The 26,316-nt window shown below is 63.9% G+C and carries 28 protein-coding genes; 17 read left to right on the plus strand and 11 right to left on the minus strand.

All coding sequences use genetic code 11. The features are described 5' to 3' along the window. Positions 1 to 146 precede the first annotated feature (146 nt). Together CQW31_RS23200 and moaA are read right to left on the minus strand one after the other, a co-directional pair. Positions 147 to 1,046, minus strand: a complete 900-nt coding sequence (locus CQW31_RS23200) for a bestrophin family protein (RefSeq protein ID WP_054883355.1) — start codon at positions 1,044 to 1,046, stop codon at positions 147 to 149. Positions 1,047 to 1,066: 20 nt separating this feature from the next. After that, a complete protein-coding gene (gene moaA / locus CQW31_RS23205; RefSeq protein WP_054883354.1) occupies positions 1,067 to 2,071 on the minus strand; it encodes a GTP 3',8-cyclase MoaA in 1,005 nt (334 codons plus the stop codon). A gap of 354 nt (positions 2,072 to 2,425) precedes the next feature. Between moaA and CQW31_RS23210 the strand changes: the two genes are divergently transcribed. Further along, positions 2,426 to 4,756 carry an FdhF/YdeP family oxidoreductase gene (locus CQW31_RS23210; RefSeq protein ID WP_099815513.1) on the plus strand — a complete coding sequence of 777 codons (2,331 nt, stop codon included), beginning with the start codon at positions 2,426 to 2,428 and terminating at the stop codon, positions 4,754 to 4,756. 118 nt (positions 4,757 to 4,874) lie between these two features. Here the strand turns inward: CQW31_RS23210 and CQW31_RS23215 are convergent, their stop codons facing one another. After that, complete coding sequence (locus tag CQW31_RS23215; RefSeq protein WP_099815514.1) at positions 4,875 to 5,333, minus strand: Lrp/AsnC family transcriptional regulator; 459 nt, start codon at positions 5,331 to 5,333, stop codon at positions 4,875 to 4,877. A gap of 126 nt (positions 5,334 to 5,459) precedes the next feature. On the opposite strand from CQW31_RS23215, the gene CQW31_RS23220 reads away from it, so the two are divergent. After that, positions 5,460 to 6,644: a PLP-dependent aspartate aminotransferase family protein gene (locus tag CQW31_RS23220; RefSeq protein WP_099815515.1), complete on the plus strand. Its 1,185-nt coding sequence runs from the start codon at positions 5,460 to 5,462 to the stop codon at positions 6,642 to 6,644. Between the two features lie 61 nt (positions 6,645 to 6,705). On the opposite strand, the gene CQW31_RS23225 is transcribed toward CQW31_RS23220, so the two are convergent. Next, entirely contained in the window at positions 6,706 to 6,942 is a 237-nt protein-coding gene (locus tag CQW31_RS23225; RefSeq protein ID WP_099815516.1) for a YdcH family protein, read from the minus strand. Positions 6,943 to 7,060: 118 nt separating this feature from the next. Between CQW31_RS23225 and CQW31_RS23230 the strand changes: the two genes are divergently transcribed. The 5 genes from CQW31_RS23230 to CQW31_RS23250 all read left to right on the plus strand — a co-directional run bounded on the left by CQW31_RS23230 (position 7,061) and on the right by CQW31_RS23250 (position 11,668). After that, a complete protein-coding gene (locus CQW31_RS23230) occupies positions 7,061 to 7,429 on the plus strand; it encodes a 5-carboxymethyl-2-hydroxymuconate Delta-isomerase (protein WP_054887240.1) in 369 nt (122 codons plus the stop codon). A 153-nt stretch (positions 7,430 to 7,582) separates the two neighbouring features. Next, the gene (locus tag CQW31_RS23235) at positions 7,583 to 9,220 is read left to right on the plus strand and encodes a phosphoethanolamine transferase (RefSeq protein ID WP_054887242.1); all 1,638 of its coding nucleotides are present in this window, start codon (positions 7,583 to 7,585) and stop codon (positions 9,218 to 9,220) included. Positions 9,221 to 9,309: 89 nt separating this feature from the next. Continuing rightward, positions 9,310 to 10,443 carry a ribonuclease D gene (gene rnd, locus CQW31_RS23240; RefSeq protein ID WP_054887239.1) on the plus strand — a complete coding sequence of 378 codons (1,134 nt, stop codon included), beginning with the start codon at positions 9,310 to 9,312 and terminating at the stop codon, positions 10,441 to 10,443. Continuing rightward, on the plus strand, positions 10,440 to 10,733 hold the full coding sequence (locus tag CQW31_RS23245; RefSeq protein ID WP_054887238.1) for a YcgL domain-containing protein: 294 nt from the start codon (positions 10,440 to 10,442) through the stop codon (positions 10,731 to 10,733). The genes rnd and CQW31_RS23245 overlap by 4 nt, the downstream gene beginning before the upstream one ends. A gap of 2 nt (positions 10,734 to 10,735) precedes the next feature. Next, on the plus strand, positions 10,736 to 11,668 hold the full coding sequence (locus CQW31_RS23250; protein ID WP_099815517.1) for a D-2-hydroxyacid dehydrogenase: 933 nt from the start codon (positions 10,736 to 10,738) through the stop codon (positions 11,666 to 11,668). A 130-nt stretch (positions 11,669 to 11,798) separates the two neighbouring features. On the opposite strand, the gene CQW31_RS23255 is transcribed toward CQW31_RS23250, so the two are convergent. Further along, entirely contained in the window at positions 11,799 to 12,392 is a 594-nt protein-coding gene (locus tag CQW31_RS23255) for a nitroreductase family protein (RefSeq protein WP_054883979.1), read from the minus strand. A gap of 145 nt (positions 12,393 to 12,537) precedes the next feature. Here CQW31_RS23255 and CQW31_RS23260 point away from each other — a divergent pair, with 145 nt between their 5' ends. Both CQW31_RS23260 and CQW31_RS23265 read left to right on the plus strand, forming a co-directional pair. Beyond that, on the plus strand, positions 12,538 to 12,987 hold the full coding sequence (locus tag CQW31_RS23260) for a YcgN family cysteine cluster protein (protein WP_054883978.1): 450 nt from the start codon (positions 12,538 to 12,540) through the stop codon (positions 12,985 to 12,987). Positions 12,988 to 13,029: 42 nt separating this feature from the next. After that, complete coding sequence (locus CQW31_RS23265; protein ID WP_054883977.1) at positions 13,030 to 14,238, plus strand: hypothetical protein; 1,209 nt, start codon at positions 13,030 to 13,032, stop codon at positions 14,236 to 14,238. Positions 14,239 to 14,369: 131 nt separating this feature from the next. Here CQW31_RS23265 and CQW31_RS23270 read toward each other — a convergent pair whose 3' ends face one another. The 3 genes from CQW31_RS23270 to CQW31_RS23280 all read right to left on the minus strand — a co-directional run bounded on the left by CQW31_RS23270 (position 14,370) and on the right by CQW31_RS23280 (position 15,727). Beyond that, positions 14,370 to 14,708 (minus strand): DUF2892 domain-containing protein, encoded by a 339-nt coding sequence (locus CQW31_RS23270; protein WP_054883975.1) that lies wholly within the window; start codon positions 14,706 to 14,708, stop codon positions 14,370 to 14,372. Between the two features lie 102 nt (positions 14,709 to 14,810). Continuing rightward, a complete protein-coding gene (locus tag CQW31_RS23275) occupies positions 14,811 to 15,281 on the minus strand; it encodes an RNA methyltransferase (RefSeq protein WP_027918659.1) in 471 nt (156 codons plus the stop codon). A gap of 74 nt (positions 15,282 to 15,355) precedes the next feature. Further along, positions 15,356 to 15,727, minus strand: coding sequence for a YajD family HNH nuclease (locus CQW31_RS23280; protein ID WP_099815518.1), 372 nt, complete (start codon positions 15,725 to 15,727; stop codon positions 15,356 to 15,358). A gap of 132 nt (positions 15,728 to 15,859) precedes the next feature. Here CQW31_RS23280 and CQW31_RS23285 point away from each other — a divergent pair, with 132 nt between their 5' ends. Continuing rightward, positions 15,860 to 16,138: a hypothetical protein gene (locus CQW31_RS23285; RefSeq protein ID WP_099815519.1), complete on the plus strand. Its 279-nt coding sequence runs from the start codon at positions 15,860 to 15,862 to the stop codon at positions 16,136 to 16,138. A gap of 142 nt (positions 16,139 to 16,280) precedes the next feature. Here CQW31_RS23285 and CQW31_RS23290 read toward each other — a convergent pair whose 3' ends face one another. Continuing rightward, positions 16,281 to 18,323, minus strand: a complete 2,043-nt coding sequence (locus CQW31_RS23290; protein ID WP_099815520.1) for a S9 family peptidase — start codon at positions 18,321 to 18,323, stop codon at positions 16,281 to 16,283. Between the two features lie 91 nt (positions 18,324 to 18,414). Here CQW31_RS23290 and CQW31_RS23295 point away from each other — a divergent pair, with 91 nt between their 5' ends. From CQW31_RS23295 to CQW31_RS23305, 3 genes are read left to right on the plus strand one after another with little or no spacing between them, the layout of a single operon-like run. Continuing rightward, the gene (locus CQW31_RS23295; RefSeq protein ID WP_054883972.1) at positions 18,415 to 18,915 is read left to right on the plus strand and encodes a hypothetical protein; all 501 of its coding nucleotides are present in this window, start codon (positions 18,415 to 18,417) and stop codon (positions 18,913 to 18,915) included. 14 nt (positions 18,916 to 18,929) lie between these two features. Continuing rightward, complete coding sequence (locus CQW31_RS23300; protein ID WP_099815521.1) at positions 18,930 to 19,703, plus strand: class II glutamine amidotransferase; 774 nt, start codon at positions 18,930 to 18,932, stop codon at positions 19,701 to 19,703. A 9-nt stretch (positions 19,704 to 19,712) separates the two neighbouring features. Continuing rightward, positions 19,713 to 20,234, plus strand: coding sequence for a DUF2937 family protein (locus tag CQW31_RS23305; RefSeq protein ID WP_099815522.1), 522 nt, complete (start codon positions 19,713 to 19,715; stop codon positions 20,232 to 20,234). 50 nt (positions 20,235 to 20,284) lie between these two features. Here CQW31_RS23305 and CQW31_RS23310 read toward each other — a convergent pair whose 3' ends face one another. Next, complete coding sequence (locus tag CQW31_RS23310) at positions 20,285 to 21,211, minus strand: LysR family transcriptional regulator (protein ID WP_054883969.1); 927 nt, start codon at positions 21,209 to 21,211, stop codon at positions 20,285 to 20,287. A 129-nt stretch (positions 21,212 to 21,340) separates the two neighbouring features. Between CQW31_RS23310 and CQW31_RS23315 the strand changes: the two genes are divergently transcribed. From CQW31_RS23315 to CQW31_RS23330, 4 genes are read left to right on the plus strand one after another with little or no spacing between them, the layout of a single operon-like run. Continuing rightward, positions 21,341 to 22,627: an MFS transporter gene (locus CQW31_RS23315; protein WP_054883968.1), complete on the plus strand. Its 1,287-nt coding sequence runs from the start codon at positions 21,341 to 21,343 to the stop codon at positions 22,625 to 22,627. A 9-nt stretch (positions 22,628 to 22,636) separates the two neighbouring features. Next, complete coding sequence (locus CQW31_RS23320) at positions 22,637 to 23,413, plus strand: 5-oxoprolinase subunit PxpA (RefSeq protein WP_099815523.1); 777 nt, start codon at positions 22,637 to 22,639, stop codon at positions 23,411 to 23,413. Next, positions 23,413 to 24,099, plus strand: a complete 687-nt coding sequence (gene pxpB, locus CQW31_RS23325) for a 5-oxoprolinase subunit PxpB (protein WP_099815524.1) — start codon at positions 23,413 to 23,415, stop codon at positions 24,097 to 24,099. Before CQW31_RS23320 ends, pxpB begins: the two co-directional genes overlap by 1 nt. Continuing rightward, positions 24,096 to 25,013: a biotin-dependent carboxyltransferase family protein gene (locus CQW31_RS23330; RefSeq protein ID WP_099815525.1), complete on the plus strand. Its 918-nt coding sequence runs from the start codon at positions 24,096 to 24,098 to the stop codon at positions 25,011 to 25,013. Before pxpB ends, CQW31_RS23330 begins: the two co-directional genes overlap by 4 nt. A 121-nt stretch (positions 25,014 to 25,134) precedes the next feature. Here CQW31_RS23330 and CQW31_RS23335 read toward each other — a convergent pair whose 3' ends face one another. Next, positions 25,135 to 26,313: a VWA domain-containing protein gene (locus CQW31_RS23335; RefSeq protein WP_099815526.1), complete on the minus strand. Its 1,179-nt coding sequence runs from the start codon at positions 26,311 to 26,313 to the stop codon at positions 25,135 to 25,137. Positions 26,314 to 26,316 lie beyond the last annotated feature (3 nt).

Raw genomic sequence — 26,316 nt, forward strand, 5'->3', positions numbered from 1 at the left:
GATGCATTCTTTATCGGCGCTTTGGTGGAAGGGGTGGGGCGATGTCTCCCACGGTCTGTACTGCTGCGAACAGTCAGAATCGGGCATTTAGTCCCACCACCCCTTCAAGTCTAACCATACAAGCGGGCGTGCCCGCGAAGAGGCCATCAGCTCAGTACATAGTCCACCGGCAGCAACACCGGCGGCAGCGGCTCGACCCCCAGAGCCCCCAACACATCCCGCTCCACGGTCCTGACCATGGCATCCATCGGCAGGTCGTTCTCATCGCGCCCGAACGGGTCCTCCAGCTCGTTGCCGATCGCATCCAGGCCAAAAAAGGTGTAGCCGACGATGGTGGTGAACAGCGGCGCCAGCCAGCCCAGCGGCTCGGCCAGGGCGAACGGCAGCAGCAGGCAGAAGATGTAGATGGTACGGTGCAGCAGCAAGGTGTAGGGGAATGGCAGCGGCGAGCCCTTGATCCGCTCACAACTGGCCTGCACCTCGGTCAGCCCGGCCAGGCGCTGCTCCAGCAGGGTGTAGCGCCATTCGCTGATCTGCCCTTGCGCTGCCAGCCGTGAACAGTGCATGCCGATGTCGCGCAGGATGCCATCGCACACGTTGTGCTCGGCCACCTGGGTAGCCTGGTTGAGCCATGGGCGGGTGGCGTTCACTTCGCTTTCGTTGCGCAACCGCGCATTCAGCCCATGGGCAAAGCCGCACAGGCTGCGCAACAGCTCGGCGCGCAGGTGCTCATCGGCGATCACCACGCTCTCCCGTACGAACGAACGAGTTTCGATGATCAGCCTGCCCCAGGCCTTGCGCCCTTCCCACCAACGGTCATAGCAGGCGTTGTTGCGAAAACTCATGAAGATCGACAGCGACAGGCCAAGCAGGGTGAACGGCGTGGCGCTGACCGGGTAGAAAAACGCCGGGAAGTGCCGCTCGACCAGCACGATCAGCGCAGCCAGCAAGGTGACCATGAGGCAGCGCGGGGCAATGCGCTTGACGATCGAGCCTTTGAGGGTGAACAGCACGCGCAGCACATCGGGGCGGGGGTGGACGATCATGGCAATCCAGAGGCGGCCGATCAGCCGCCGGTCATGTTCATGAAGCGCAGGATCTGCACCTCGCCACCGACTTCGAAATGATGGCGGTAGGGCTTGAGGTGCAGCGAGTCGCGGATGGCCTTCTCCAGCCGCGCCGCATCGCCGGGGTGGGCGCGCAGGACCTGCTTGAGGTCCATCGAGTGTTCGTTGCCCAGGCACAGCAGCAGGCGGCCTTCGACGGTCAGGCGCACACGGTTGCAGGTGGCGCAGAAGTTGTGGCTGTGCGGTGAAATGAAACCGACCCGGGTATGGGCGGCTTCGGCGAGGCGCCAGTAGCGCGCCGGGCCCTGGGAGGACTCGGTGGATTCGATCAGGCTGAAGTGCTCGGCCAGGCGATCGCGCACTTCATCGCTGGAGCAGAACGACTCGCCGCGTTCGTGTTCGTTGATCACCCCCAGTGGCATTTCTTCGATGAAGGTGATGTCCAGCTCGCGGTCGATGGCAAAGCGCACCAGGTCGACCAGTTCGTGGTCGTTGCGGCCCTTGAGCACCACGCAGTTGAGCTTGGTGCGCTGGAAGCCGGCCTGGCGTGCGGCATCGATGCCGGCGATTACCTGGTGGAGATCGCCGGTACGGGTCAACTGCTTGAAGCGCGCGGCGTCGAGGCTGTCGAGGCTGATGTTCAGGCGGGTGAGCCCGGCGTCGAACAGCGGCTGGGCCAGGCGCCCGAGCTGCGAGCCGTTGCTGGTCATGCACAGTTCACGCAGGCCGGGCAGGGCGGCGATGCGCCCACATAGGTCGACGATGCCTTGGCGCACCAGCGGTTCGCCACCGGTCAGGCGGATTTTGCGGGTGCCGAGGGCGACGAAGCGCTCGGCCACCTGGAACAGTTCTTCAAGGCTGAGGATCTGCTGGCGTGGCAGGAACTGCATGTCTTCGGCCATGCAGTACACGCAACGGAAGTCGCAGCGGTCAGTGACCGACATCCGCAGGTAGTCGATTTTCCGGTTGAAGCCGTCGATCAGGGCCCGGCTGTTCTGTTCCACGTTGGCGCTCGAAAGGAAATGGGGGCTACAGGACTCAAGCTATAGCCTGTGGCCAGCCCCGTCAAATCGCTTTCCCTGACCATTTCATCAATGCCCTCTATCACGGCTGCGGGCCCGATTTTTAAAGGGTTGTAACTGCGTCTAGGCCTTCGCGGGCACGCCCGCTCCCACAGGGATTGCGCAGATTTCGAGTGCGGTGATGTACCTGTGGGAGCGGGCGTGCCCGCGAAAGCCACGGCGCGGTGCCAGCCCCTGATCGAAATTGCTTATCAAGGGGTAAAACATATCGATTGGACGGCTCTATGGCAGGCTCCATACGCTGGAAGAAAATATCGAAGCGTGAGGATTGACCGCATGAGCCAGGACCAACACATCAGGGACTACAAAGGCCCCGCCGCCGGCTGGGGCGCGCTGAAGAGCGTGACCAAGAGCTGGCTGGGCAGCGACAACGCCTTCAAGAACCTGCGGGCCATGCTCAAGACCAACCAGAACGGTGGCTTCGACTGCCCGGGCTGTGCCTGGGGCGAGTCGCCGGAAAGCGACATGGTCAAGTTCTGCGAAAACGGCGCCAAGGCAGTGAACTGGGAAGCCACCGGCCGCTCAGTGGACCCTGCGTTCTTTGCCCGTTACAGCGTCAGTGCGTTGCTCGAACAGAGCGACTACTGGCTTGAATACCAGGGGCGCCTGACCCATCCGATGCGCTACGACGCGGCGACCGACCACTACGTGGAAACCAGCTGGCAAGAAGCCTTCGAGCTGATCGCCCAACACCTGCGCGCGCTCGACTCGCCCGATCAGGCGGAGTTCTATACCTCGGGCCGGGCGAGTAACGAGGCAGCATTCCTCTACCAGCTGTTCGTCCGCGCCTACGGCACCAACAACTTCCCCGATTGCTCGAACATGTGCCACGAAGCCAGCGGCTCCGGCATGGCCGAAACCCTCGGGGTGGGCAAGGGCACCGTGGTGTTTCACGACCTGGAGCTGGCCGACGCGATCTTCGTCATCGGCCAGAACCCCGGCACCAACCACCCGCGCATGCTCGAGCCGCTGCGCGAAGCCGTCAAGCGCGGTGCCCAGGTGGTGTGCTTCAACCCGCTCAAGGAACGCGGCCTGGAGCGCTTCCAGCACCCGCAGCACCCCTTCGAGATGCTCAGCAACGGCTCCGAGCCGACCACCAGTGCCTACTTCCGACCGGCCCTGGGGGGCGACATGGCGGCCATGCGCGGTATCGCCAAGTTCCTCTTGCAATGGGAGCGCGAAGCCCAGGCCAAGGGCGAGCCCGCGGTGTTCGACCATGCCTTCATCGCCGAGCACACCAGTGGCCTCGACGACTACCTGGCGGCCGTGGATGCCACCTCCTGGGAGCACATCGTCAAGCAATCGGGACTGACCCTGGCCGAGATCGAACTCGCTGCGCGCATATACCGCAAGGCCGAGCGAGTGATCATGTGCTGGGCCATGGGTGTTACGCAGCATCGTCATTCGGTGCCGACCGTGCAGGAAATCGTCAACCTGCAACTGCTGCGCGGCAACGTCGGCAAGCCCGGTGCCGGTCTGTCGCCGGTGCGTGGCCACAGCAACGTGCAGGGCGACCGCACCATGGGCATTGACGAAAAGCCCAGGGCGGCGCTGCTCGATGCCATCGAAAAACGCTTCAAGTTCCGAGTGCCCCGGGCCCACGGGCACAACGCAGTGCTGGCGATCAAGGCCATGGAAGAGGGGCTGGCCAAGGTGTTCATCGCCCTGGGCGGCAACTTTGCCCAAGCCACGCCGGACACCCCGCGCACCCACGCGGCACTGCGCAACTGCGCGCTGACCGTGCAGATCTCCACCAAGCTCAACCGCTCGCACTTGGTGACCGGGCGCGATGCGCTGATTCTGCCGTGCCTGGGCCGTACCGAGATCGACATGCAGGCCGAGGGGCCGCAAGGCGTGACGGTGGAGGATACGTTCAGCATGGTGCACCTCTCCAACGGCCAGCTGCGTGCGCGTTCGCCGCACCTGCGTTCGGAGCCGTGGATCATCGCCGGCATGGCCAAGGCCACCTTGGGCAACCAGCCGATCGACTGGGAATACGCGGTTGCCGACTACAACCGCATTCGCAGCATGATCGCCGACGTGATTCCGGGCTTCGCTGACTTCAACGAGCGCCTGCAGCACCCGGGCGGGTTCCACCTGGGCAACAACGCGGCCGATCGCAACTTCCGCACGGCTACCGGCAAGGCCCGCTTCATGCCCCACGCGCTGCCGGAGGAACTGGTCAATGCCAAGGTGCTGGCGCGGGGTGACACGCCGGACCTGATCCTGCAGACCCTGCGCTCGCATGACCAGTACAACACCACGTTGTACGGGCTGGATGACCGTTATCGCGGGGTATTCGGCCTGCGTGAAGTGGTGTTTGTCAGCGAGGCGGACATCCGCCGGCTGGGCTTCGAGCCGGGCGAGCACGTGGACCTGGTGTCGCTGTGGGAGGATGGTGTCGAGCGACGGGTGTCGGGCTTCCGGTTGGTGCCTTATGACATTCCGGATGGGCAGGCAGCGGCCTATTATCCCGAGACCAATCCGCTGGTGCCGCTGGAGAGTTATGGCGAAGGGACTTATACGCCGACTTCCAAGTTCATTGCGATCAAGCTGGAGAAAGCCAAGGCCGGGAACCGGATCGAGGCGGTGCTCGCTTCGGACTGATGGGCTGCATGGGCCGGCCTCTTCGCGGCTAAAGCCATTTCCACAGGGTCATCACAGATTTCAAGGGCTGTGGAGTAACTGTGGAAGCGGCTTCAGCCGCGAAGCATCCAGCGCCGATTCAGGATCGGTGCACCGGCAAGGCCGTGGTGTACTTCATCTGTTCCATGGCAAAACTGGAGGTGATGTTCGACAGCCCCTCAGTGCTGGTAATCAGCTTTTTGTAGAAGCGGTCATACGCCGCGATGTCACCCACCACCCGCAGCATGTAGTCCCAGTCCCCGGACATCCGGTAGAACTCCATCACCTCCTCGAACCCCTGCACCGTCGCTGCGAACTGCTCCAGCCAGGCGCTGTCGTGGCGCTGGGTCTTGAGCTGGACGAACACGGTCAGCCCCAGCCCCAGGCGCACCGGGTCCAGCAGGGCGACGCGGCCGAGGATGTAGCCGTCTTCTTCAAGGCGTTTGACCCGCTTCCAGCACGGTGTGGTCGACAGGTTGACCGCCTCGGCCAGGTCCTTGAGCGAGATCGAGGCGTCGCGCTGCAACAGGGTGAGAATGTGCTGATCGAAGGTGTCCATGGCCGGGAAAACTTCACCGAGAAAAATTTTCCCCAGATTACCCCAGGCCTAGGAAAATTTCCTGCACCGAGCGGGCATTGCCGCCACGCCAGGTAATTGCCATAGTTGCAGGCTTGAATCCTGCCAATGGGCCTGACCATGTCTGACAAGCCGCGTAATTTCGCCACCCGTACCATCCACGCCGGCGAGCAGTCCAGCGTTGCCGCAAACGCCATTTTCCCGCCCATCTATACCGCCAGCTCCTACATCAAGCGCAGCCTGGACGATAATCCCGAATACGCCTACAGCCGTGTCGGCAACCCGACCCGGCATGCCTATGAGAGCTGTGTTGCCGCGCTGGAGGAAGGCGTCGGTGCGGTGGCCTGTGCATCGGGTGTGAATGCCACCGCCACCGTGCTCGAGCTGCTGCCCAAGGACGCCCACGTGGTGGTGATGAATGGTGTTTACGGCGGCACCTTCCGCATCCTTGAAGACTACCGCGGGCGCACCTCGGGCCTGACCACCACGTATGTCGACCTGAATGATGTCGAGGCGGTGGCTGCAGCAATCAAGCCGCAAACCCAGCTGATCTGGATCGAGTCCCCGACCAACCCGTTGCTGCACCTGGTGGACATCAAGGCGGTGTGCGACCTGGCCCGTGCCCGGGGCATCCTCACCTGCATCGACAACACCTTCTGCTCGCCGTGGAACCAGCGCCCGATCACCCTCGGCGTAGACCTGGTGATGCACTCGGCGAGCAAGTACATCGGCGGCCACTCCGATCTCACCGGGGGCGTGGTGGTCGCCGCCAATGACGAGCTGCTGGCCCGGCTGCGCAAGATCAGCATGGCGGTCGGGGCGATCCAGGGGCCGTTCGACTGCTACCTGGCCCTGCGCGGGCTGAAGACCCTGGATGTGCGCATGGAGCGCCAGTGCGCCAACGCGCTGCAGGTGGCGCGCTTCCTCGAAGCCCACCCGCAGGTCGACCAGGTGTTCTACCCGGGGCTTGAAAGCCACCCGCAACACGCACTGTGCCAGCGGCAGATGCGCAGTGGCGGGGCGGTGGTGGCGATGAAAGTCAAAGGTGCAGACCGGGCGGCGCTCAACCGGTTGATCGAGGCCTTGGAGATCTTCGTGCTGGCCGACTCGCTGGGCGGGGTGGAAAGCATGATCAACCACTCGTGGAGCATGTCGCACAACTCGTTGAGCCCGGCGCAGAAGGGCGAGATGGGGATCAGCGAGAACCTGCTGCGGTTGTCGGTGGGGATCGAGGATTATCGCGACCTGATCGAAGACCTGGATGGCGCGTTGAAGGCTTCAGCGGCTGTGTGAGGGCTACCTGCCCCTTCGCGGCTTTAGCCGCGAAGAGGCCGGTTAGTTGAATAGAGAAATATCAGGACTTGGGCGGATGAATGATCCGTTCGATCTTGTCCTTGAGCAGCAGCCTTTCCTTGCGCAGGCGGTTGACCGCTTCGTCGTTGGTGCCATTGGCCTCGGCGGCCAGCACTTCTTTGTCCTTGGTGTTGTATTCCTTGTGCAGCTTGTGAAGGTCCTGGTCCTTGTCTATGGCCGCCTGGAATGCGTCAGCGGTAATGTGCAGGTCAGCGAGCAGATCATGCGGAACTGGCATTTCTTCACCTCTGTCAGGGTTGTCGGTAAGGTCCTGACCTTTGAGGATAGCCGCCTTTGCGCAGGTGGGGGACTGGGGTAGGCTGTCGCATCCTTCCTTTGTGCCTGGAGCCTGCGCCATGCCTCACCTGAACCTGGAATACAGCGACAACCTGCGCGAACTCAATGTCGATGTGCTGTTGCTGCGCCTGAACCACGCCCTGGTGGGCAGCGGCCAGTTTGCCGACGAGGGCGACATCAAGAGCCGGGCCGAGGCCTTCAGTCAGTACCGGGTGGGTACCGCGCCGGGTGAGCGAGCGTTCGCCCATGTGCGCCTGGCCATCCTCAGCGGGCGCTCGCCCGAGGTGAAGCAGCAACTGTCGAACGGCTTGCTCGAGGTGTTGCGCGAAGCGATCCCGGCCAAGGCCGGAGTGGACACTCAGTTGTGCGTGGAAGTGCTCGACATTGACCGCGAACCTTATGCCAAGGCACGGCTGAACGGCTGCTGAATGAAGTTGATTTAATGTAAAAAATGCATCGGCTTACGAAATTGTTACCGTCTTTTTCACGAAAAATTGATGGTGCGCTTTCTAGAGTTCGCCCGACTTTCCCACAGTACCATCCGGCCTGTGGGTGATAATTACTCTCGATTGCGAATGCCGATGCTCAACTTCAAATCCCTGCGGACTGAATGGGTCACGCTGTTGGCCAGCGTTTACCTGCTGGTGGGTCTCAACATGTTCCTCTGGGAGCACCTGCAAGAGGTGGTGCCTGCCGGGATGACGGGGCTTTGGCTGAGCCTGGCGTTCGCCGTGCTGATGTTGTTCGCGTTCAACCTGGTGTTGACGCTGTTCGCCTTCCGTTATGTATTGAAGCCGTTATTGATCGTGTTGTTCATCAGTGGTGCAAGTGCTGCCTACTTCATGAACCAATACGGCGTGCTTATTGACGCTGGCATGTTCCGCAACATGGCCGAAACCAACGTTACGGAAGTGCGCGACCTGATGTCGTTCAAGTTCGCTGCCTATATTCTGCTGCTTGGTGTATTGCCGTCGGTCATGTTGTGGAAGACGAAGATCGCCTACCGCCCGTGGCACCGCGAATTGCTCGGCAAACTGGTGGTCAGCGGCGCCTGCGTGGTGGCGCTGGGCTCGGTGGCACTGGTCAATTATCAAGGGCTTTCGTCGCTGTTTCGCAACCACCATGAACTGCGCCTGATGCTCACCCCGAGCAATGTCGTCGGCGCGACCATCGGTTATGTCAACGAGCGCGTCGGTACTGCAGCGCGCCCATTCCAGAATTATGGCGAAGATGCCAAGCGCGACTTGGCCTGGCAGAAGCACGAGCGCAAATCGCTGACCGTGCTGGTCGTCGGCGAAAGCGCCCGTGCCGACCACTTCGGCGTGCTCGGCTATCCGCGCGATACCACCCCGAACCTGGCCCGGGAGCAAGGCCTGCTGAGCTTCTCCGATGTGCATTCCTGCGGGACTGAAACCGCCGTCTCGGTGCCGTGCATGTTCTCCGGCATGAAGCGCAAGGAATACGACGCCCGGGTGGCGAAGAACCGCGAGGGGCTGCTGGATATCCTCCAGCGTGCCGGCCTGGCCGTGCAGTGGCGCGACAACCAGTCGGGCTGCAAGGGCACCTGCGACCGCGTGCAGTTCATCGACGTCAGCAACCTCAAGGATCCGCAGCTGTGCGCCAGCGGCGAATGCCATGATGAAATCCTCCTGCAAGGCCTGGGCGAGCTGATCGACAACCTCGACAAGGATACCGTGCTGGTACTGCACCAGATGGGCAGCCACGGCCCCGAATACTTCAAGCGCTACCCTCAAGACGGCGAGCGCTTCACCCCGGTGTGCCAGAGCAACGCGCTGAACCAGTGCAGCGAGCAGGAGATCATCAACGGCTACGACAACACCCTGGCCTACACTGACAAAGTGCTGTCTTCGCTGATCGATACCCTGCGCAGCAAGCAGGACAAGGTCGACACGGCGATGATCTACCTGTCCGACCATGGCGAGTCGCTGGGCGAGTACAACCTGTTCCTGCACGGCACCCCCTATGCCATTGCTCCGGAACAACAAAAGCATGTGCCGCTGCTGACCTGGTTCTCCGACAGCTACAAGCAAGACTTTGGCATCGACACCGATTGCCTGGCCAAGCTCAGCGATGCGCCGTTGTCGCAGGACAACCTGTTCCATTCGATGCTGGGCCTGCTACAGGTGCACACCGAGGTCTACCAGCAGTCGCTGGACGTGTTTGCCAGCTGCCGGCCGTGGCTGGCAGCCCAGCGTTGAGGCCGTTCATCTAATCCAGGGATGGCGCAGGTTTCACCAGCAGGGCCCGCGCCGTATATACTGCGCGCCAATGTTTGTGGGAGAGCCTTGTGGCCATCGAAATACACTGGATCCGTGACGACCAGACCCTGGCCGAACACTGCCGCAAGTGGCGCGAACTGCCCTTCGTGGCTCTCGACACCGAGTTCATGCGGGTCGACACCTTCTACCCGAGAGCCGGCCTGGTCCAGGTTGGCGACGGGCAGCGGGCTTTCCTCATCGACCCGCTGCTGATCGGCGACTGGCAGCCGCTGGGCGAACTGCTCGACGACAGCAACGTGGTCAAGGTGCTGCACGCCTGCAGCGAAGACCTCGAAGTGCTGCTGCGCCTGACTGGCAAGCTACCGCAACCGTTATTCGACACTCAGCTGGCCGCCGGATACTTGAACCTGGGCTTCTCCATGGGCTATTCGCGCCTGGTGCAGGACGTGCTGGGCATCGAGCTGCCCAAGGGCGAAACCCGCTCTGACTGGTTGCAGCGCCCGCTGTCGGAAACCCAGGTCAGCTACGCCGCCGAAGATGCCGTGCACCTGGCCGAGCTGTTCGCCGCCCTGCAGCCACGCCTGTCCGGCGACAAGTACGCCTGGGTTCTGGAAGACGGCGCCGAGCTGGTGGCTGCGCTGCGCCGTGAAGTCGAACCCGAGACTTTGTATCGCGACGTCAAGCTCGCCTGGAAGCTGAGCCGCCAGCAACTGGCGGTGCTGCGCGAACTGTGCGCCTGGCGCGAGCGTGAAGCACGCAGCCGTGATGTACCGCGCAACCGTATCCTCAAGGAACACTCGCTGTGGCCCATGGCCAAGAGCCAGCCGGATAACCTGTCGGCCCTGGCCAAGATTGAAGAAATGCACCCGCGCACCATCCGCCAGGACGGCGCCTTGCTGCTCGAACTGATCAAGCGCGCCGGCAACCTGCCGTCCGAGCAATGGCCACAGCCGCTCCCCGAGCCGCTGCCGATCGAAGCCGCCGGTATCCTCAAGCGCCTGCGTGCCATCGGCCAGGCCGAAGGCGAGCGCCTGGGTATCGCCCCCGAGCTGATGCTGCGCAAGAAAACCCTGGAAGCCCTGCTCAAGAGTGGCTACCCGAACGGCCCTTATCAACTGCCCGATTCGCTGCGCGGCTGGCGCCGTGAGCGGATGGGCCAGGCCCTGCTGGACGACCTGGCAGGTGCCGGAGACAAGCAATGAAACGTATCTGCTCGATCTACAAGAGCCCACGCAAGAACGAAATGTACCTGTATGTGCTCAAGGCCGATGGCCTGGAGCGCGTGCCCGAAGCCCTGCTACCGTTCTTCGGTACGCCCAAGCATGCTTTCGACCTGGTTCTCAGCCCCGAGCGCAAGCTGGCCCGCGAAGACATCGCCAAGGTCCTGGAGAACCTCGACAACCAGGGCTACCACCTGCAGATGCCACCGCCGGACGATGAATACATCGAGCACCTGCCCGAAGAACTGCTGCGCCGCAACGACCCGGTTTGATCATGCGTGTACTGATCGCTGAGCATGATCATGCTCGTTATGCCCAATTGTTGCGCGAAGCGATGCCGGAACTGGAAGTGCTGACCAGCAACGACTCCGCCGAACTGGCCCGCCAGGCACCGCAGTGCCCGGTCTGGCTGGGCCAGCCGGATCTGCTGGCGAGCCTGTTGCGCCAGGGCCACAAGCCGCAGTGGATGCAGTCCACCTGGGCCGGCATCACGCCGTTGCTGGCCGAAGGGTTGCCGCGTGACTACCGCTTGACGCGCGCCGTAGGCATTTTCGGCCAGGTGATGGCCGAATACATGCTGACCTATATGCTCGGCCACGAGCGCGAAGTGTTGTCGCGCCTGGTCAGCCAGGTCGAGCGGCGCTGGGATGACCGTCCGGGGCGCAGCCTGGAGGGGCGCAAGGTATTGATTGTCGGGACCGGCGATATCGGCCAGCGGGTGGCCGAGTTTCTCGTGCCGTTTGGCGTGACCCTGTACGGTATCGCCAACCGCGCCCGCGAGCAGGCGCCGTTCGTCGAAGTGGCGGGGCTGGCGGATTTGCCGCGCATGGTCGGGCAAGTGGACTACGTGCTCAACCTGTTGCCGGATACGCCGGCAACCCATGACCTGTACGACGCGGCGCTGTTCCAGTGCTTCCGGCCCACGGCGCTGTTCATCAACGCCGGACGCGGCGCGGCGGTGGTCGATGCCGACCTGGTCGAGGCACTGAAACAGGGGCATCTGGCCGGGGCGGTGATCGACGTGTGCCGGCAGGAGCCGCTGCCGCAACGGCATCCGTTCTGGACCGCCTGGGGCTTGTTGCTGACCGGGCACAGCTCAGCGCCCACCTCGCCGGCGGCGATGGTGCGGTTGTTTGCCGAGAATGTGCGGGCGTATGCCGAGGGGCAGGGGTTGCGCGGCGAAGTCGACTTCGCCCGGGGTTACTGACCTCTTTAACCTTTGCCGGCCTCTTCGCGGGCTCGCCCGCTCCCACAGGTATGGCGCCGCCCTCAGGCTGTGCACTATCCCTGTGGGAGCGGGCATGCCCGCGAAGAGCCCGGAACAGGCGATACAAGCCTTACAGGCTGAAATCACCCTCAGCCGCCAGCTCGCTCAGCGGCCGACGCGGGCTCGGCACTTCACGCGCCTGCAGCGCTTCATCCAGGCTGGCCTTGTCGCCCAGCTTGCCGATCGCCACCATGGCATGCAGTTGGTAACCTTCCGGAATCTTCAGCTCCTGGCGCGCCAGTGCCTGGTCGAAGCCGGCCATGCCGTGGGTGTGCCAGCCGCTGATGCTGGCCTGCAACGCAAGGTGGCCCCAGGCCGAACCGGTATCGAAGGTGTGCCACAGCGCCGGCTTTTCTTCGCTGGCGCCTGGCGCCGCGAAGGTGGTCTTGGAGATGATCAGCACCAGCGCCGAAGCCTGCTGCGCCCAGCTGCGGTTGAACGGGACCAGCAGGTTCAGGTAACGCTCCCAGCTCGGCGTGTCGCGGCGCGCATAAAGGAAGCGCCACGGTTGCGAGTTGTAGGCCGACGGCGCCCAGCGTGCCGCTTCGAGGAAACTCAACAGGGTCTCTTCGCTGATCGGTTCGGCGGTGAAGGCACGCGGCGACCAGCGGTTGATGAACTGCTCGTTGATGGCGTAATCGGCAATGCGGGGGGTGGCGCTCATGGCGGCTCCTGCAAGTGGATGGCAAAGCATGCACGCTACTGCGTCCGCCTGGCACTGACAAGCGGTCTGGCGTTGCCGAAGGCCAGGCTCTAGACTGGCGCCGCCGCGCCCCGCGGCCCGAACAAGACTGCAGGAAACCCTTGTGATGATCGCTGACAGCGCGCCGTTCTGGCGGCGCAAGACCCTCGAACAACTCAGCCCGCAAGAGTGGGAGTCGCTGTGTGACGGCTGCGGCCTGTGCTGCCTGCAAAAGCTCGAGGACGAAGACGACAACAGCGTCTACTACACGCGCATCGCCTGCAAGCTGCTCGACCTCGATACTTGCCAGTGCAGCGACTACCCCAATCGCTTCGCCCATGTGCCCGATTGCATCCAGCTCACCCCTGGCAAGGCCGACCAGTTCAAATGGTTGCCGAGCACCTGTGGGTATCGCCTGGTCAGCGAGGGCAAGGACTTGCCCGACTGGCATCACCTGGTGTGCGGCGACCGCAAACAGGTGCATGAACAGCGCATATCGCAATCGGGGCGTATGCTCAGTGAACATGATGTCGACGAAGACGACTGGGAAGACCATCTGATTTTCCGCGCCAGCTGAACGCGCCACCCGCGTCGCCTCTGAGGAACAAGGAGTTTCGGTATGCGTTGCCTGTTGTTGCTGCTCCTCGGGCTTGTGGCCTGCTCGCCGGCCTGGGCAAAAAAGGTCGACCTCGATTACCAGGTACGCCTGCTGCCTGCCAATGGCCAGGCCGAAGTGCGCCTGACCCTGGCCGAAGGCAGCGCCGTGCGCAGCCTGGATTTCGACCTGGGCACGGCCGGTGCCTACAGTGGTTTCCAGGCCGATGGCCAGTGGCAGCAGCAGGGCGAGCGTGGCGTTTGGCACCCGGCGAACGGCAAGACCAGCCTCAGCTACCGGGTAAAACTGGACCAGAAGCTGCGCAGCGGTGCCTACTCCTCCCGCATCACCCCGCATTGGGCGCTGTTCCTCGGCGACCAGTTGGTGCCGCCTGCGCACCTCGATCAGCAGGACGGTACCGAGCTGGTGGCACGTCTGACGGTCGACTTGCCTGAAGGCTGGAACAGCATCGAGACGCCCTGGCCACGCATCGGCAAGGACAAGTTCCGGATCGACAACGTGTCCCGACTGTTCGACCGCCCGACCGGCTGGATGCTTGCGGGGAACCTTGGCAGCCGCCGCGCCCGCCTCGGCGAAACCGATGTCACCGTTGCCGCGCCGGTCGGGCAGGGTATGCGACGGATGGACAGCCTGACCCTGATGACCTTCGTCTGGCCGCAATTGCAGGCCGTGTTCCCGCGCAACCCGGCCAAGCTGCTCCTGGTGGGTGCCCGTGATGGCATGTGGCGCGGAGCGACGGCGGCGCAGGGTTCGATCTACTTGCACAGCAGTCGGCCAATGGTCAGCGAGAATGGCAGCAGCCTGTTGTTGCGCGAACTGGTGCAGCTGTTTGCGCAGATTCGTGTACGTGACAACAGCGACTGGCTGGGCCAGGGCCTGACCGAATACTACGCCACCGAGCTGCTGCGCCGTGCCGGCGGCATCAGCGATGACCGTTATGAGGTAGGGCAGGCACGTTTGCAGAAACTGGGCGGCCAGGTCTCCCAACTGCGTGCCGAGCACGCCAGCCCGGCTCAGGTTGCCCGGGGGGTGATGCTGCTGCAGGCACTGGACAAGGAAATCCGTATCCATACCCAGGCCAAGCGGTCGCTGGACGATGTCACCCGCGCACTGATGCGCCTGCCCAGTGTGAGCACCGAAGAATTCGTGCAGATCAGCGAGAATGTGCTTGGGCGCCGCTCCGAGGTGCTGCAAAGCAAGGCACTGCGCTAGCCTGTTGCGGCCTCTTCGCGGGCATGCCCGCTCCCACTGACAGAGTGCCAGATCTCACGGCAGCGTTGTACTTGTGGGAGCGGGCGCATCGAACCGTCGCGAAGGGGCCGCCGGTGCAGGCGTCACAAGACTCAGCTGCCCGTCAAAGGGTCCTTGCCGGTCACTGTCACCCCCTGGGTAGCCGCCTCGGCACTGGTCTTGAGTTCCTTCAGCTGCGCGGCACTGCGCTCGATGTCCGAACGCAGGCGGTGATATTCCTGGCGGTGCCGTTGCCACCAGGCCTTGGTCGCGCAATGGCCGCTGACTCCCCGGGCTACCGCCAGGCCACCCGCCACCATCTGCAGCAACCCGATCAGGCCCCCGTGGCGCATGCCCTTGGTGAACATCAAGGCGCCGCCTGCCAGTGAGCCGGCGCGTTCCAGCCCCTGGACATTGTGTTCCCGTGTAGCCCTGGAATGAATATCGAGCATGGCAAACCCTCCGTGTGAAGTGTTAACAGCTGACCAGCAGCCGTGAACGACCGTTCACTTGGTTTGCCCAGCGGGCTCGCGCAAGCGTGCACACGCAGTCGGCTATTTGAACTTGGGGCCTGAGCGGGTATTGAGCCCTTTGGCCATGCGGTCATACAGCACCACATTCACCGTCGCGGCGAGGTTCATGCAGCCTTCGGTGGGGATGTAGATGGTCTCTTCGCACCAGCCCCGCACGGCTTCGCTCAACGAGCCATCCTCAGGCCCGAAGATATAGATCGCCCGATCAGGGTGGGTGTATTCAGGTAGCGGCCGTGCGCCGTCCACCAGCTCCACCGCTACTGGCGTGCAACCCAAGGGGATGATGCGTTGCAGGTCGTCGATGCCGATCAGCGGGATGTCATAGTGCACCCGCTTGGTGTCGGTGACGAAGTCACGCGCGCGCTCATAGCGCTTGCCAGTGTAGAACACCGAGTTGACGCCGTAGCAACCCGCTGCACGCATCACCGAACCGACGTTCTCCGCGGACTTTGGGTTGAACAGGCCGATGCAGCTGTACCGTTTGTTTGCCACGTGCCGGGGCCTTTCGCGAAAAAAAGAGCGCGATTATACGGGCTTGCCGGCAGCAGCGGGGGTTGGTGTGACGGTCACTCTTTTTTCAGCATGCCTGCCAGCCCGGCGAACGGGTTGTGGGTGGCCTTGGCGATGCTTGGGGTGCTGGTCGAGCCTTCGCTGAAGTACTGCTGGTCGGTATAGCGCGAGTGCTCGTTGTCGTGGCAGTACAGGCACAGCAGCTCCCAGTTGGAGCCGTCCTGCGGGTTGTTGTCGTGGTTGTGGTCGCGGTGGTGCACGGTCAGCTCGCTCAGGCGCTTGCCGGAAAATTCGCGGGCGCAGCGGCCGCACACGTGCGGGTACATTTTCAGGGCTTTGTCGCGGTAGCCCATCTCCTTGTCGCGCTTGGCGTCGGCGAGGATGCGATCGAGGCGGGCGGTGGCGGCGGAGGTGGAAGCCGAACTCATGGTGTTTCCTTTGTTCTGATCAGGCAGATGACGGTTATGCCATTGAGTCTAGCGCGCTTGCAGGGCAGGCGGACAGGCGAAAACTCGAATATCGGCGTAGCCTGTAGAGAGGTTCCCGACAGGAGGTTGCTGATGTTTCATGCGATCCTCGCCGCGCTGCTGATGGCCGCCATGCCCCGGGCTGAAGCGGCAGGCACGCCCCCACGGCTGAACACCCCGGTACCCGGCGCGCCGGGCACGCCAACGCCCACGCCTTACCCGCAGATCACCCCGAGCATCCCGCCCAAGGCCTACGACAGCAAGCCAGGCGCGCCGCTGCTGCCGCCGATGCCGGTGCCAGGGCCGCCCAAGGACCAGGATTTGCCTGGGTTGCGCCAGGAACCGGCGAAACCGCCGGCGCAGGATGATTGACTGATGGGAATGCGTTCGCTGTACGATCCTGGGGCTGCTTTGCAGCCCTTTCGCGACACAAGGCCGCTCCTACAAAGAGAACGCGATCTCCTGTAGGAGCGGCCTTGTGTCGCGAAAGGGGCGCAAAGCGCCCCCGGCAATCTCAAGCAATACCCAACTCGCCAAACACGAACGCATATTCCAGCGCCACATCGCGCAGCCCCTGGTACCGCCCGCTCATCCCGCCATGCCCGGCGCCCATCTCGGTCTTGAGCAGCAGCAGGTTGTCGTCGGTCTTGCGCGTGCGCAAGCGCGCCACCCACTTGGCCGCCTCCCAGTACTGCACGCGGCTGTCGTTGTAGCCGGCCACCACCAGCATGGCCGGGTAGGCCTGGGCGCGGACATTCTCATAGGGCGCATAGGCCTTGATGCGCGCATACACCTCGGGCTCCTCGGGGTTGCCCCATTCGTCGTACTCGGTGACGGTCAGCGGCAGTTCGGGGTCGAGCATGGTGTTGAGCACGTCGACGAACGGTACCTCGGCGATGGCGCAGCGGAACAGCTCTGGGCGCAGGTTGAGCACGGCGCCGATCAGCAGGCCGCCGGCGCTGCCGCCGCTGATCGCCAGGCGCTGCGGGGCGGTCACACCCTCGGCGATCAAGTGTTCGGCACAGGCGATGAAGTCGCTGAAGGTGTTGTGCTTGTGGGCCTGCTTGCCGGCGCGGTACCAGGCTTCTCCCAGCTCGCCGCCGCCGCGCACGTGGGCGATGGCGAAGGCCACGCCGCGTTGCAGCAGGCTCAGGCGGGCGTGGGAGAACCACGGGTCGAGGCTTTCGCCGTAGGCGCCATAGCCATACAGGTAGAGCGGCACGGTCTTGCCCAGGTCTTCGCGGCGGCGCACCAGGCTGATCGGTACCTGGGTGCCGTCCGGCGCCGTGGCCCACAGGCGCTGGCTGACGTAGTCGTCGGCGTCGAACTGGCCGAGCACCGGGGTCTGCTTGAGCACCTGCTGGGCGCCCGTGGCCAACTCCAGCTGGCGCACCTGGGCCGGGCGGTTGAGCGCTTCGTAGCGCAGGCGTACGCGGCGGCTGGCGAACTCCAGGCTGTCCTGCACGTACAGGCTGTAGGCCGCATCGGGCAACTCCACCCGGTAAGGGGCCAGCCCCTGCGGGCGCACTTCGATGATCGGCAGGCCGCCTTCGCGCAGGCTCAGGGTCAGTGCCTCGGCATTCAGGCTCAGGCCTTCGAGCATGATGTCGTCGCGGTGCGCCACCAGTACCTGCCACTGGTCGCGGCTGGGCACCGGGGTGGCCGGTGCATGGCAGAGTGCGAAGTTGATGCCGTCCTGGTTGGTGCGGATGAACCAGCGCCATTGGCCGTCGAGTTGGCCGTGGTCGGGGAAGTACTCGTGGCCCTCGACCCGTGGCGCCAGGCAGGTGAACGGCGCGTGTGGCGTTTCGGCGTCGAGCACCCAGGCCTCTCTGGTGGTCTTGCTGTTGAGCAGCAGCACCAGCTGGCGCTCGGAGCTGGTGCGGTAGCAGTGCAGGAAGAAGCGACCGTCGGCCTCTTCGAAGACCGTGCTCGCACCCGCTTCGCCGAGGGTATGGCGGCGCAGGCGCCAGGGCCGATGGGTATCGTCCAGCTCGGCGAAGAACAGCGTCTGGCTGTCGTTGGCCCAGGTCATGCTGCCGTCACAGTCGGCGAAGGGCAGGGCGGTCAGGTGACCGCTGCTCAGGTCCTTGACGTACAGCGTGTAGATTTCATCGCCGCTGGTGTCGAGGCTGTAGGCCAGTCGGCGGTGGTCCGGGCTGACGCTGAACGCGCCCAGCGACAGGAAGCCGCCGTTGGCCAGGGCATTGGGGTCGAGCAGCAGTTGTTCCTGGCTTTCATCGACCGTGTTGGAGTCGTCCGCCGGGCGTGGGCAGCGGTAGTGGCGCGGGTACTCGTCGCCTGCGGTGGTGCGGGTGTAGTAGAGGTAGGGGCCCCAGGGCGAGGGCAGCGACAGGTCGGTTTCGAGAATGCGGCCCTTGATCTCTTCGAACAACTGCTCGCGCAACGCTGCCTGGTCGGCCAGGCAGGCTTCCTGATAGGCGTTTTCCGCCTGCAGGTAATCGAGCACTTCCTGGGTGTCGCGCTGTTGCAGCCAGGCGTAGGGATCAGTGGCCTGGTCCTGGCGGGCAATGGGGGGCTGAGGTTTGGTTGGCATCGGGGATCTCTTGGCCGGGACAGGGAGACGCTGTCTGCGCCCTGAAAAGTGTTTATCATAGGCATCTCTTTGCCTGGCTTGCACGAACACCATGATCGAGAACGACTACACCTTCGCCTGGGGCCTCTACGCTGTCGCCGCCCTGGGTTGCCTGCTGGTGGGCTTCAAACTCACCGGCTGGATGTGGCGCTGGCTGCGTGAACCGCTGCGGGTGATCCTGGCGGTGCTGCTGCTGACCCCGACCATCGTCGACCCGGTCAAGGACAGCTTCGCCCCGGCAATTGCCATCACCGCCCTGGACCTTGCGTTCAAGGTCGGCAACAACGCCTGGCGGGCGATTTCCGATTTCGCCATGTACGGCATGATCGCTTTTGCCTTGTACATTGTCTTCGTGCTGATCCGCTGGCCGCTGGAAAAACGCGCCCGCGAGCGCCGCGCGCAGACCGAAGCCGCCGCCCAGCGCCGTGCGGCCGAGGACAATGCGGTCATCGCGGCGGCGCCCATGGCCGCCGAGCGCAATGATCGCTACCGCGATGCCCCGCCACCTGCCGTGCCGGGCGGCGGCCGCGGCCGGGTCGAGCCACGCCTGTAAGCGGAGCCACCATCATGTGCGAACTTTTGGGCATGAGTGCCAACGTCCCGACCGACATCGTCTTCAGCTTCACCGGGCTCATGCAGCGCGGCGGGCGTACCGGCCCGCACCGTGATGGCTGGGGTATCGGCTTCTACGAAGGGCGCGGCCTGCGCCTGTTCCAGGACCCGGCCGCGAGCAGTGAATCGGAGGTGGCCAACCTGGTGCAGCGCTACCCGATCAAGAGCGAAGTGGTGATCGGCCATATCCGCCAGGCCAACGTCGGCCGGGTGTGCCTGTCCAACACGCACCCGTTCGTGCGTGAAATGTGGGGCCGCAACTGGTGCTTCGCGCACAACGGCCAACTGGGCGACTTCAGGGGCGAAGCGACCTTCTATCGCCCGGTGGGCGACACGGACAGCGAGGCGGCCTTCTGCGATTTGCTCAACCGCATTCGTGCGGCGTTCCCCGAGCCGGTCGAGGTGGAACAGCTGCTGCCGGTGCTGGTCGAAGCCTGTGCCGGGTACCGTGGCAAGGGCGTGTTCAACTGCTTGCTCAGCGACGGCGACTGGTTGTTCTGTTTCTGTTCGACCAAGCTGGTACACATTACCCGGCGTGCGCCTTTTGGCGCCGCCCGCTTGAAGGATGTCGACCTGATCGTCGATTTTCACACCGAAACCACGCCCAATGACGTAGTCACGGTGATCGCTACCGAGGCCTTGACCGAGAACGAGACCTGGCGGCGCTACGAGCCCGGCCAATGGGGGCTATGGCGGCACGGCGAGTGCGTTTCGCAAGGCCAGAGCTAAGGACGCTGCATGTTCAGAAGTTACCTGCGATTGCTGTTGTTCACCTTCGGCCTGCTGGCCGGTATCCAGGTGCCCGGGCTGGTCAAGGACTACAGCCAGCGGGCCGAGGCGCATCTGTTCGAGTCACGCCAGGCGCTGGATGGCTTCAGGCAGACTGCCGAGCGCTTCTTCAACGGTGATCTGCAGGCGCTGGTGCGGCATTACCGGACCAGTGACGACCCGGTGTTCCTCAGTGATGCCAACAGCATCGAAAGCCTGCTGATCCGCAACCAGTTGCTGGAAGACGAGTGGCAGGCGCTGCAAGGCTCGTGGGTGAGCCGCACCTGGCATGTGCTGGTGCAGCCGGAGCCGCAGCTGCGTGAAGAGACGCTCAAGGGCTACAGCTACCAGATTCTGCTGGTGCCCGAAGCGATCGGCTGGGGCGTCGGGGCCGGGTTTGTGCTGGCCTTCGTGGTCGAGAGCCTGTTGCTGGGTATTGGCTGGGTGATCCTGGGTGGGCGGCGCAAGGCGGTGAAAGAGAGCTGGCGCTGATGTTTTCGCCTTGAGTTTTGCGGCGCTCGATCTCCCAGGCGCTACAACGCTCAAGGCGAACCCTGAGAAACCAGCACAATCCGCTGCCCACCCACATCCCGGGCATACCGCTCCAGCACCTGCCGGCACACGCCGACCACCTCATCCACCAACGCCACCCCGGTCTGCCACGCCACCACCAGTTCCAGGCTCGGCGGTGGCTGCAGGCCTTCCAGCAGCACCAGCTCACCCCGGCTCAGCTCAGCATCCACCAAGGCCGGTGGCAAGGCGCCAATCCCGAAACCATCACGCAACAACCGGGTAATAGCCGCCACCGAGTTCACGCAGTTCAACCGCGGCGCTTCGGCCCCGGCGCCCTGCAGCAGGCTGAGCACTTCCTGGTGCGGCCGTGAGTTCTTCGAGAAGGTGACAATCCGCTCGCGCCCCAGCTCGGCCAGCGAGGCGAAATCGCGGTGGTACACGGAGCCTGCCGCCACCACCCAACCCATCGGGTAGCGCGCCAGGTCCTGGCTACGGATCGATTGCTCGCGCAGCAGGTCGGTCTGCACGATCACGTCGAGAAAGCCCTTCTGCAACTGCTCGCGCAGGTTCAGCGCGGTGTCTGCGACCAGTTCGATCTCCACCTGCGGGTAGCGCTCGGTCAATTCCGCTACCAGCGCGCTCATCCAGGTGTGGATCACCGTGTCCATCACCCCGATGCGAATGTGCCCGACCTTCGCCCGATCGCTGTCCAGCGACTGCTTCATCGCCTTGGCCGTGTCGAGCATGCGCTCGGCGTACTCCAGCACTTTGCTGCCTTCCGGCGTCAGGCTGACACCACGGGAGTCACGCAGCAGCAGCTTCACGCCAAGGTCGGCCTCCAGCGCGGCGATGCGGCTGGAGACCGAAGCCTGGGTGGTGAACAGCTTCTCCGCGGTCAGGCGGAAGCTCTTGAGCCGAGCGACCCAGACGAAGGTTTCGAGGAAGCGAAGGTTCATGATCAGTTTTTCTTGTTCCAGACCGACGGTTTTTCTCGTTGGACTCAGGCCGCACGGCCTCTGAACATGAGGCCCAGGCCGCGACGCCCGACGTCGCCCGTAAAACAATACCAACAAGCCGAGGCAAGCATGAACCCAAGCGGCGTGCAGCAACAGGTGCAATCCCCCCCTTCGACCGGGCCGTTCGCCTGGTACCGCGATATCGACCCCCAGCAACGGCGTACATTCTGGAGCTGCAAGATCGGCTATGGCCTGGACGGCATGGACACCCAGATGCTCAGTTTCGTCATCCCGACCCTGATCATGCTGTGGGGCATCAGCACTGCCGAAGCCGGGCTGATCCACACCAGCACGCTGATTGCCTCGGCCATCGGTGGCTGGGTCGCCGGCATCCTCTCCGACCGCATTGGCCGTGTGCGCACCTTGCAATTGACGGTGCTGTGGTTCGCCTTTTTCACCTTCCTCTGCGGCTTTGCCCAGAACTACGACCAGTTGCTGATCGCCCGCACCTTGATGGGCTTCGGTTTCGGTGGCGAGTGGACCGCCGGCGCCGTGCTGATCGGCGAGGTGATCCGGGCCCAGGACCGTGGCAAGGCAGTGGGCATGGTGCAGTCGGGCTGGGCCCTGGGCTGGGGGCTGACGGCGGTCCTGTATGCGCTGCTATTCTCCTGGCTGCCGGCCGAGCAGGCCTGGCGTGCACTGTTCCTGCTGGGGCTGGTGCCAGCGATCTTCGTGATCTTCGTCCGTCGCCTGGTAAAGGACCCGGAGGTCTATCGTCAGGCCAAGGACGAGGAAAAGGCCGAGGCGCCCTCGCATTTCTACGAGATCTTCGCCCCCGGCATGCTCTGGACCACCGTGCGCGCCTCGCTGCTGACCACCGGCGCGTTGGGTGGCTACTACGCCATCACCTCGTGGCTGCCGACGTTCCTCAAGAACGAGCGAGGCCTGAGCGTGCTGGGCACGGGCGGATACCTGGCGATGGTGATCGTCGGGTCCTACATCGGTTATGTGGTCAGCGCCTACCTGTCCGACCTGCTGGGGCGCAAGAAGAACTTCATCCTGTTCGCGGTGGGCTCGTTCATCATCGTGCTGCTGTATACGCAGATGCCGGTCAGTGACAGCGTGATGCTGTGGCTCGGGTTCCCATTGGGCTTCTTTGCCTCGGGCATCTTCAGTGGCATGGGCGCGTTTCTTACAGAGCTGTTCCCGACTCGGGTACGTGGTTCGGGGCAGGGCTTCTGCTACAACGTCGGCAAGATCATCGCTGCGCTGTTCCCGCTGCTGATCGGCTTGCTCGGCGAAAAGATCCCTTTGGGCCTGGGTATCGGCGTGTTCTCTGCGGTGTCTTATGGCGTGGTGATCGTGGCGGCGCTGAGCCTGCCGGAAACCCGCGGCAAACAACTCCAGGCGCGCTAAGGTAGGCCTATGAACATCGACACGGGAGCACGTCAGGTGAAACCCCTGCTACTCAATTGCGACATGGGCGAAAGTTACGGCAGCTGGCACATGGGCCTGGATGCCGAGGTGATGCCCTATATCGACTGCGCCAACATCGCCTGCGGCTACCACGCCGGCGACCCGGGCATCATGCGCCGCACCGTGGCCATGGCGCTGGAGCACGGCGTGACCATCGGCGCTCACCCAGCCTATCCGGACCTGGTCGGCTTTGGCCGCCGCTCCATGGCCTGCAGCCCGGAAGAAATCCGCGACCTGCTGCATTATCAGATCGGTGCCCTGGACGGCATCTGCAAGGTGCTCGGCGGCCGCGTGGCCTATGTGAAGCCCCACGGCGCGTTGTACAACGACATGATGGCCGACCCGCTCAAGCTGCGCACCGTGCTGGAAGCCGTGGCGGCCTATGGCAGCGGCCTGCCGCTGATGCTCATGGCCACTGCCGACAACCGCGGGGCCCAGGCCTTGGGCGATGAAATTGGCGTACCGCTGTGGTTCGAAGCCTTCGCCGACCGCGCCTACACCGCCAGCGGTCACCTGGTCTCACGGCGTCTGCCGGGCGCGGTGCACCATGACCCGGCGCTGGTGGTCGAGCAGGCCCTGCGCCTGGCCCGCGGTGAAACCCTGGTGGCGGATGATGGCAGCGCGTTGCAGTTGGCCGCAAGCACCCTCTGCGTGCATGGCGACAACGCCAGCTCGGTGGCGGCCGTGCGGCAGATTCGCCAGGCCCTCGATGCGCTGGAGGCGTGATGAAGCTGCGTATCGAAGTCGTGGCCATCGACAGCCTGATGGTGCGCCTGTTCGACCGTATCGACGAAGCCAACATGCCGTGGATGCTTGCCGCCAGCCAGCGCCTGAGCGCGGCGTTCGGCGAGCACTTGGTCGATCTGGTGCCGTCCTACACCACGCTGATGGTGCAGTTCGATCTGCCACCGGGTGAGGCGCGGGCGTTGATCACCCAGGCGCTGGAGGGCTTGCAGCCGGACACCGGCAGCGCTGGCCGGCGCCATGAAATCCCGGTGTGGTACCACGCCAGCGTCGGCCCGGAACTGCCCGTGCTGGCAGCACGCAGCGGGCTGAGCGAAGCCGAGGTGATCCGCTTGCACAGTGAGCGCGAATACCCGGTGTTCGCCCTTGGCTTCGCCCCCGGCTTCGGCTTCATGGGGCTGGTCGACGAACGTCTGGCCAGCCCGCGGCTGAGCACCCCGCGCAAGCGCGTGGCGGCGGGCAGCGTGGGCATTGCCGAACGCCAGACGGCGGCTTACCCCGCGATATCGCCCGGCGGCTGGAACCTGATCGGGCGCACACCGGTGCGCCTGTTCGATCGCGAACGCGAGGGTTATAGCCTGCTGCAACCGGGCGACCGGGTGCGCTTCGTGGCTGTGTCGCGTGAAGAGTTCCTGGCCTTGGGCGGCGATGTGGAGGCGCAAGGATGAAGCAGTTGAAGATCGAAGCCAGTACTGCCCTGTGCCAGATGCAGGATGCCGGGCGTTTTGGCGTGCGTCACCTGGGCGTGACCCAGGGCGGGGCGCTGGACTGGGTGGCGATGCACTGGGCCAACTGGCTGCTGGGCAACGCGCTGGGGGCGCCGGTGGTCGAGGTGGCGCTGGGTGGTTTTGCGCTGGTGGCCGAGCAGGATTGTGTGCTGGCGCTGGCCGGGGCTGACCTGGATGCACGGGTGGATGACCAACCACAGTTGCCATGGCGCAGTTTCAGTGTGGCCAAGGGGCAGCGCTTGACCCTGAAACAGCCGAAGCAAGGTGTGCGGGCGTATCTGGCAGCCCCGGGCGGGTTCATCGGTGAGGATGTGCTGCGCAGCTGTGCCACGGTCGTGCGCGAGGAGCTGGGGGGGATCGATGGGCGAGGGACAGCCCTGTCGAAAGGGCAGGTACTCTCCTTTGCCGGAGACTCGCCGGCCTTGCGTGAAGTCCCGGCAGCTTTGTGCCCGAGCTATGCGGCCAAGCCTGTGCTCGACCTGGTGATGGGCGCGCAGATCGGTGATTTCAGCGGGACCAGTCTGTTTGCAGCATTCAACCGTGACTGGACGCTGGACAGCCGCGCCGACCGCATGGGTATCCGTTTGCTGGGGCCAGAGCTGGTCTACCAGGGGGCACCGATGATTTCCGAAGGGATTCCGCTGGGGGCGGTGCAGGTGCCACCGGACGGGCAGCCGATCGTGTTGCTCAACGACCGGCAGACCATTGGTGGCTATCCGCGGCTGGGGGCGTTGACGCCGTTGGCGTTGGCGCAGCTGGCGCAGTGCATGCCGGGGGCTTCTGTACGGTTCCGGGCGGTGGTGCAGGAAGAGGCCTGGCGAGAGCAGCAGGCTTTTGGTCGGCGTTGGTTTTGAGATTTTGGGGCTGCTCTGCAGCCCTTTCGCGACACAAGGCCGCTCCTACAGAGAGCATGCGGTTTCCTGTAGGAGCGGCCTTGTGTCGCGAAAGGGCCGCAGAGCGGCCCCAAGGCATTAGCTACTTGGACAGGTAACGCATCCCTTCTTCCAACCCTTGCAATGTCAGCGGATACATCTTGTCCTCGATCAGATCCCGCACCAGGTGGGTCGATGCGGTGTAGTCCCAGGCCTGCTTCGGATACGGGTTGATCCAGATGATCTTCTTGAATTTCTCCATGAAGCGCTGCATCCACACATACCCGGCTTCTTCGTTCCAGTGCTCGACGCTGCCCCCCGGTTGGGTGATCTCGTACGGCGCCATGGCCGCATCACCGACGAACACCACTTTGTAGTCGTCGCCGTACTTGTGCAGCAGGTCGAAGGTGGAGAAGCGCTCGGAGGTGCGGCGCAGGTTGTTCTTCCATACCGACTCGTACACGAAGTTGTGGAAGTAGTAGTACTCCAGGTGCTTGAACTCGGTCTTGCAGGCCGAGAACAGTTCTTCGCAGACCTTGATATGCGCGTCCATCGAACCGCCGATGTCGAACAGCAACAGCAGTTTCACCGTGTTGCGCCGTTCCGGGCGCATCTGGATGTTCAGCAGCCCGGCGTCACGCGCGGTATGGTCGATGGTGCCGTCGATGTCGAGTTCTTCGGCGGCGCCTTCGCGGGCGAACTTGCGCAGGCGGCGCAGGGCCAGCTTGATGTTGCGCGTGCCCAGTTCGACCTGGTCGTCGAGGTTCTTGTACTCGCGCTGGTCCCAGACCTTTACCGCCTTGCCCTGGCGCTTGCCGGCCTCGCCGACGCGGATGCCTTCCGGGTTGAACCCGCCCGAGCCGAACGGGCTGGTGCCACCGGTGCCGATCCACTTGTTGCCACCGGCGTGGCGTTCCTTCTGCTCTTCGAGGCGCTTCTTGAACTCCTCGATCAGCTTGTCCAGGCCGCCCAGGGACTGGATCTGTGCACGTTCCTCGTCGGTCAGCGAGCGCTCGAATTCCTTGCGCAGCCATTCATCGGGGATCAGCGCCTCTAAGTGCCGGTCGAGGTTTTCCAGGCCTTTGAAGTAAGCGGCGAACGCGCGGTCGAACTTGTCGAAGTGGCGTTCGTCCTTTACCAGGATGGCCCGGGCCAGGTAGTAGAAGGCGTCCATGTCGGCGAACACCACGCCTTTTTGCAGGGCGTGGTGCAGGTCGAGCAGTTCGCGCACCGAAACCGGCACCTTGGCTGCACGCATTTCATTGAACAGGTTGAGCAGCATGGC

The sequence above is a fragment of the Pseudomonas sp. 382 genome, assembly GCF_002759075.1.
GTDB lineage: Bacteria > Pseudomonadota > Gammaproteobacteria > Pseudomonadales > Pseudomonadaceae > Aquipseudomonas > Aquipseudomonas vlassakiae.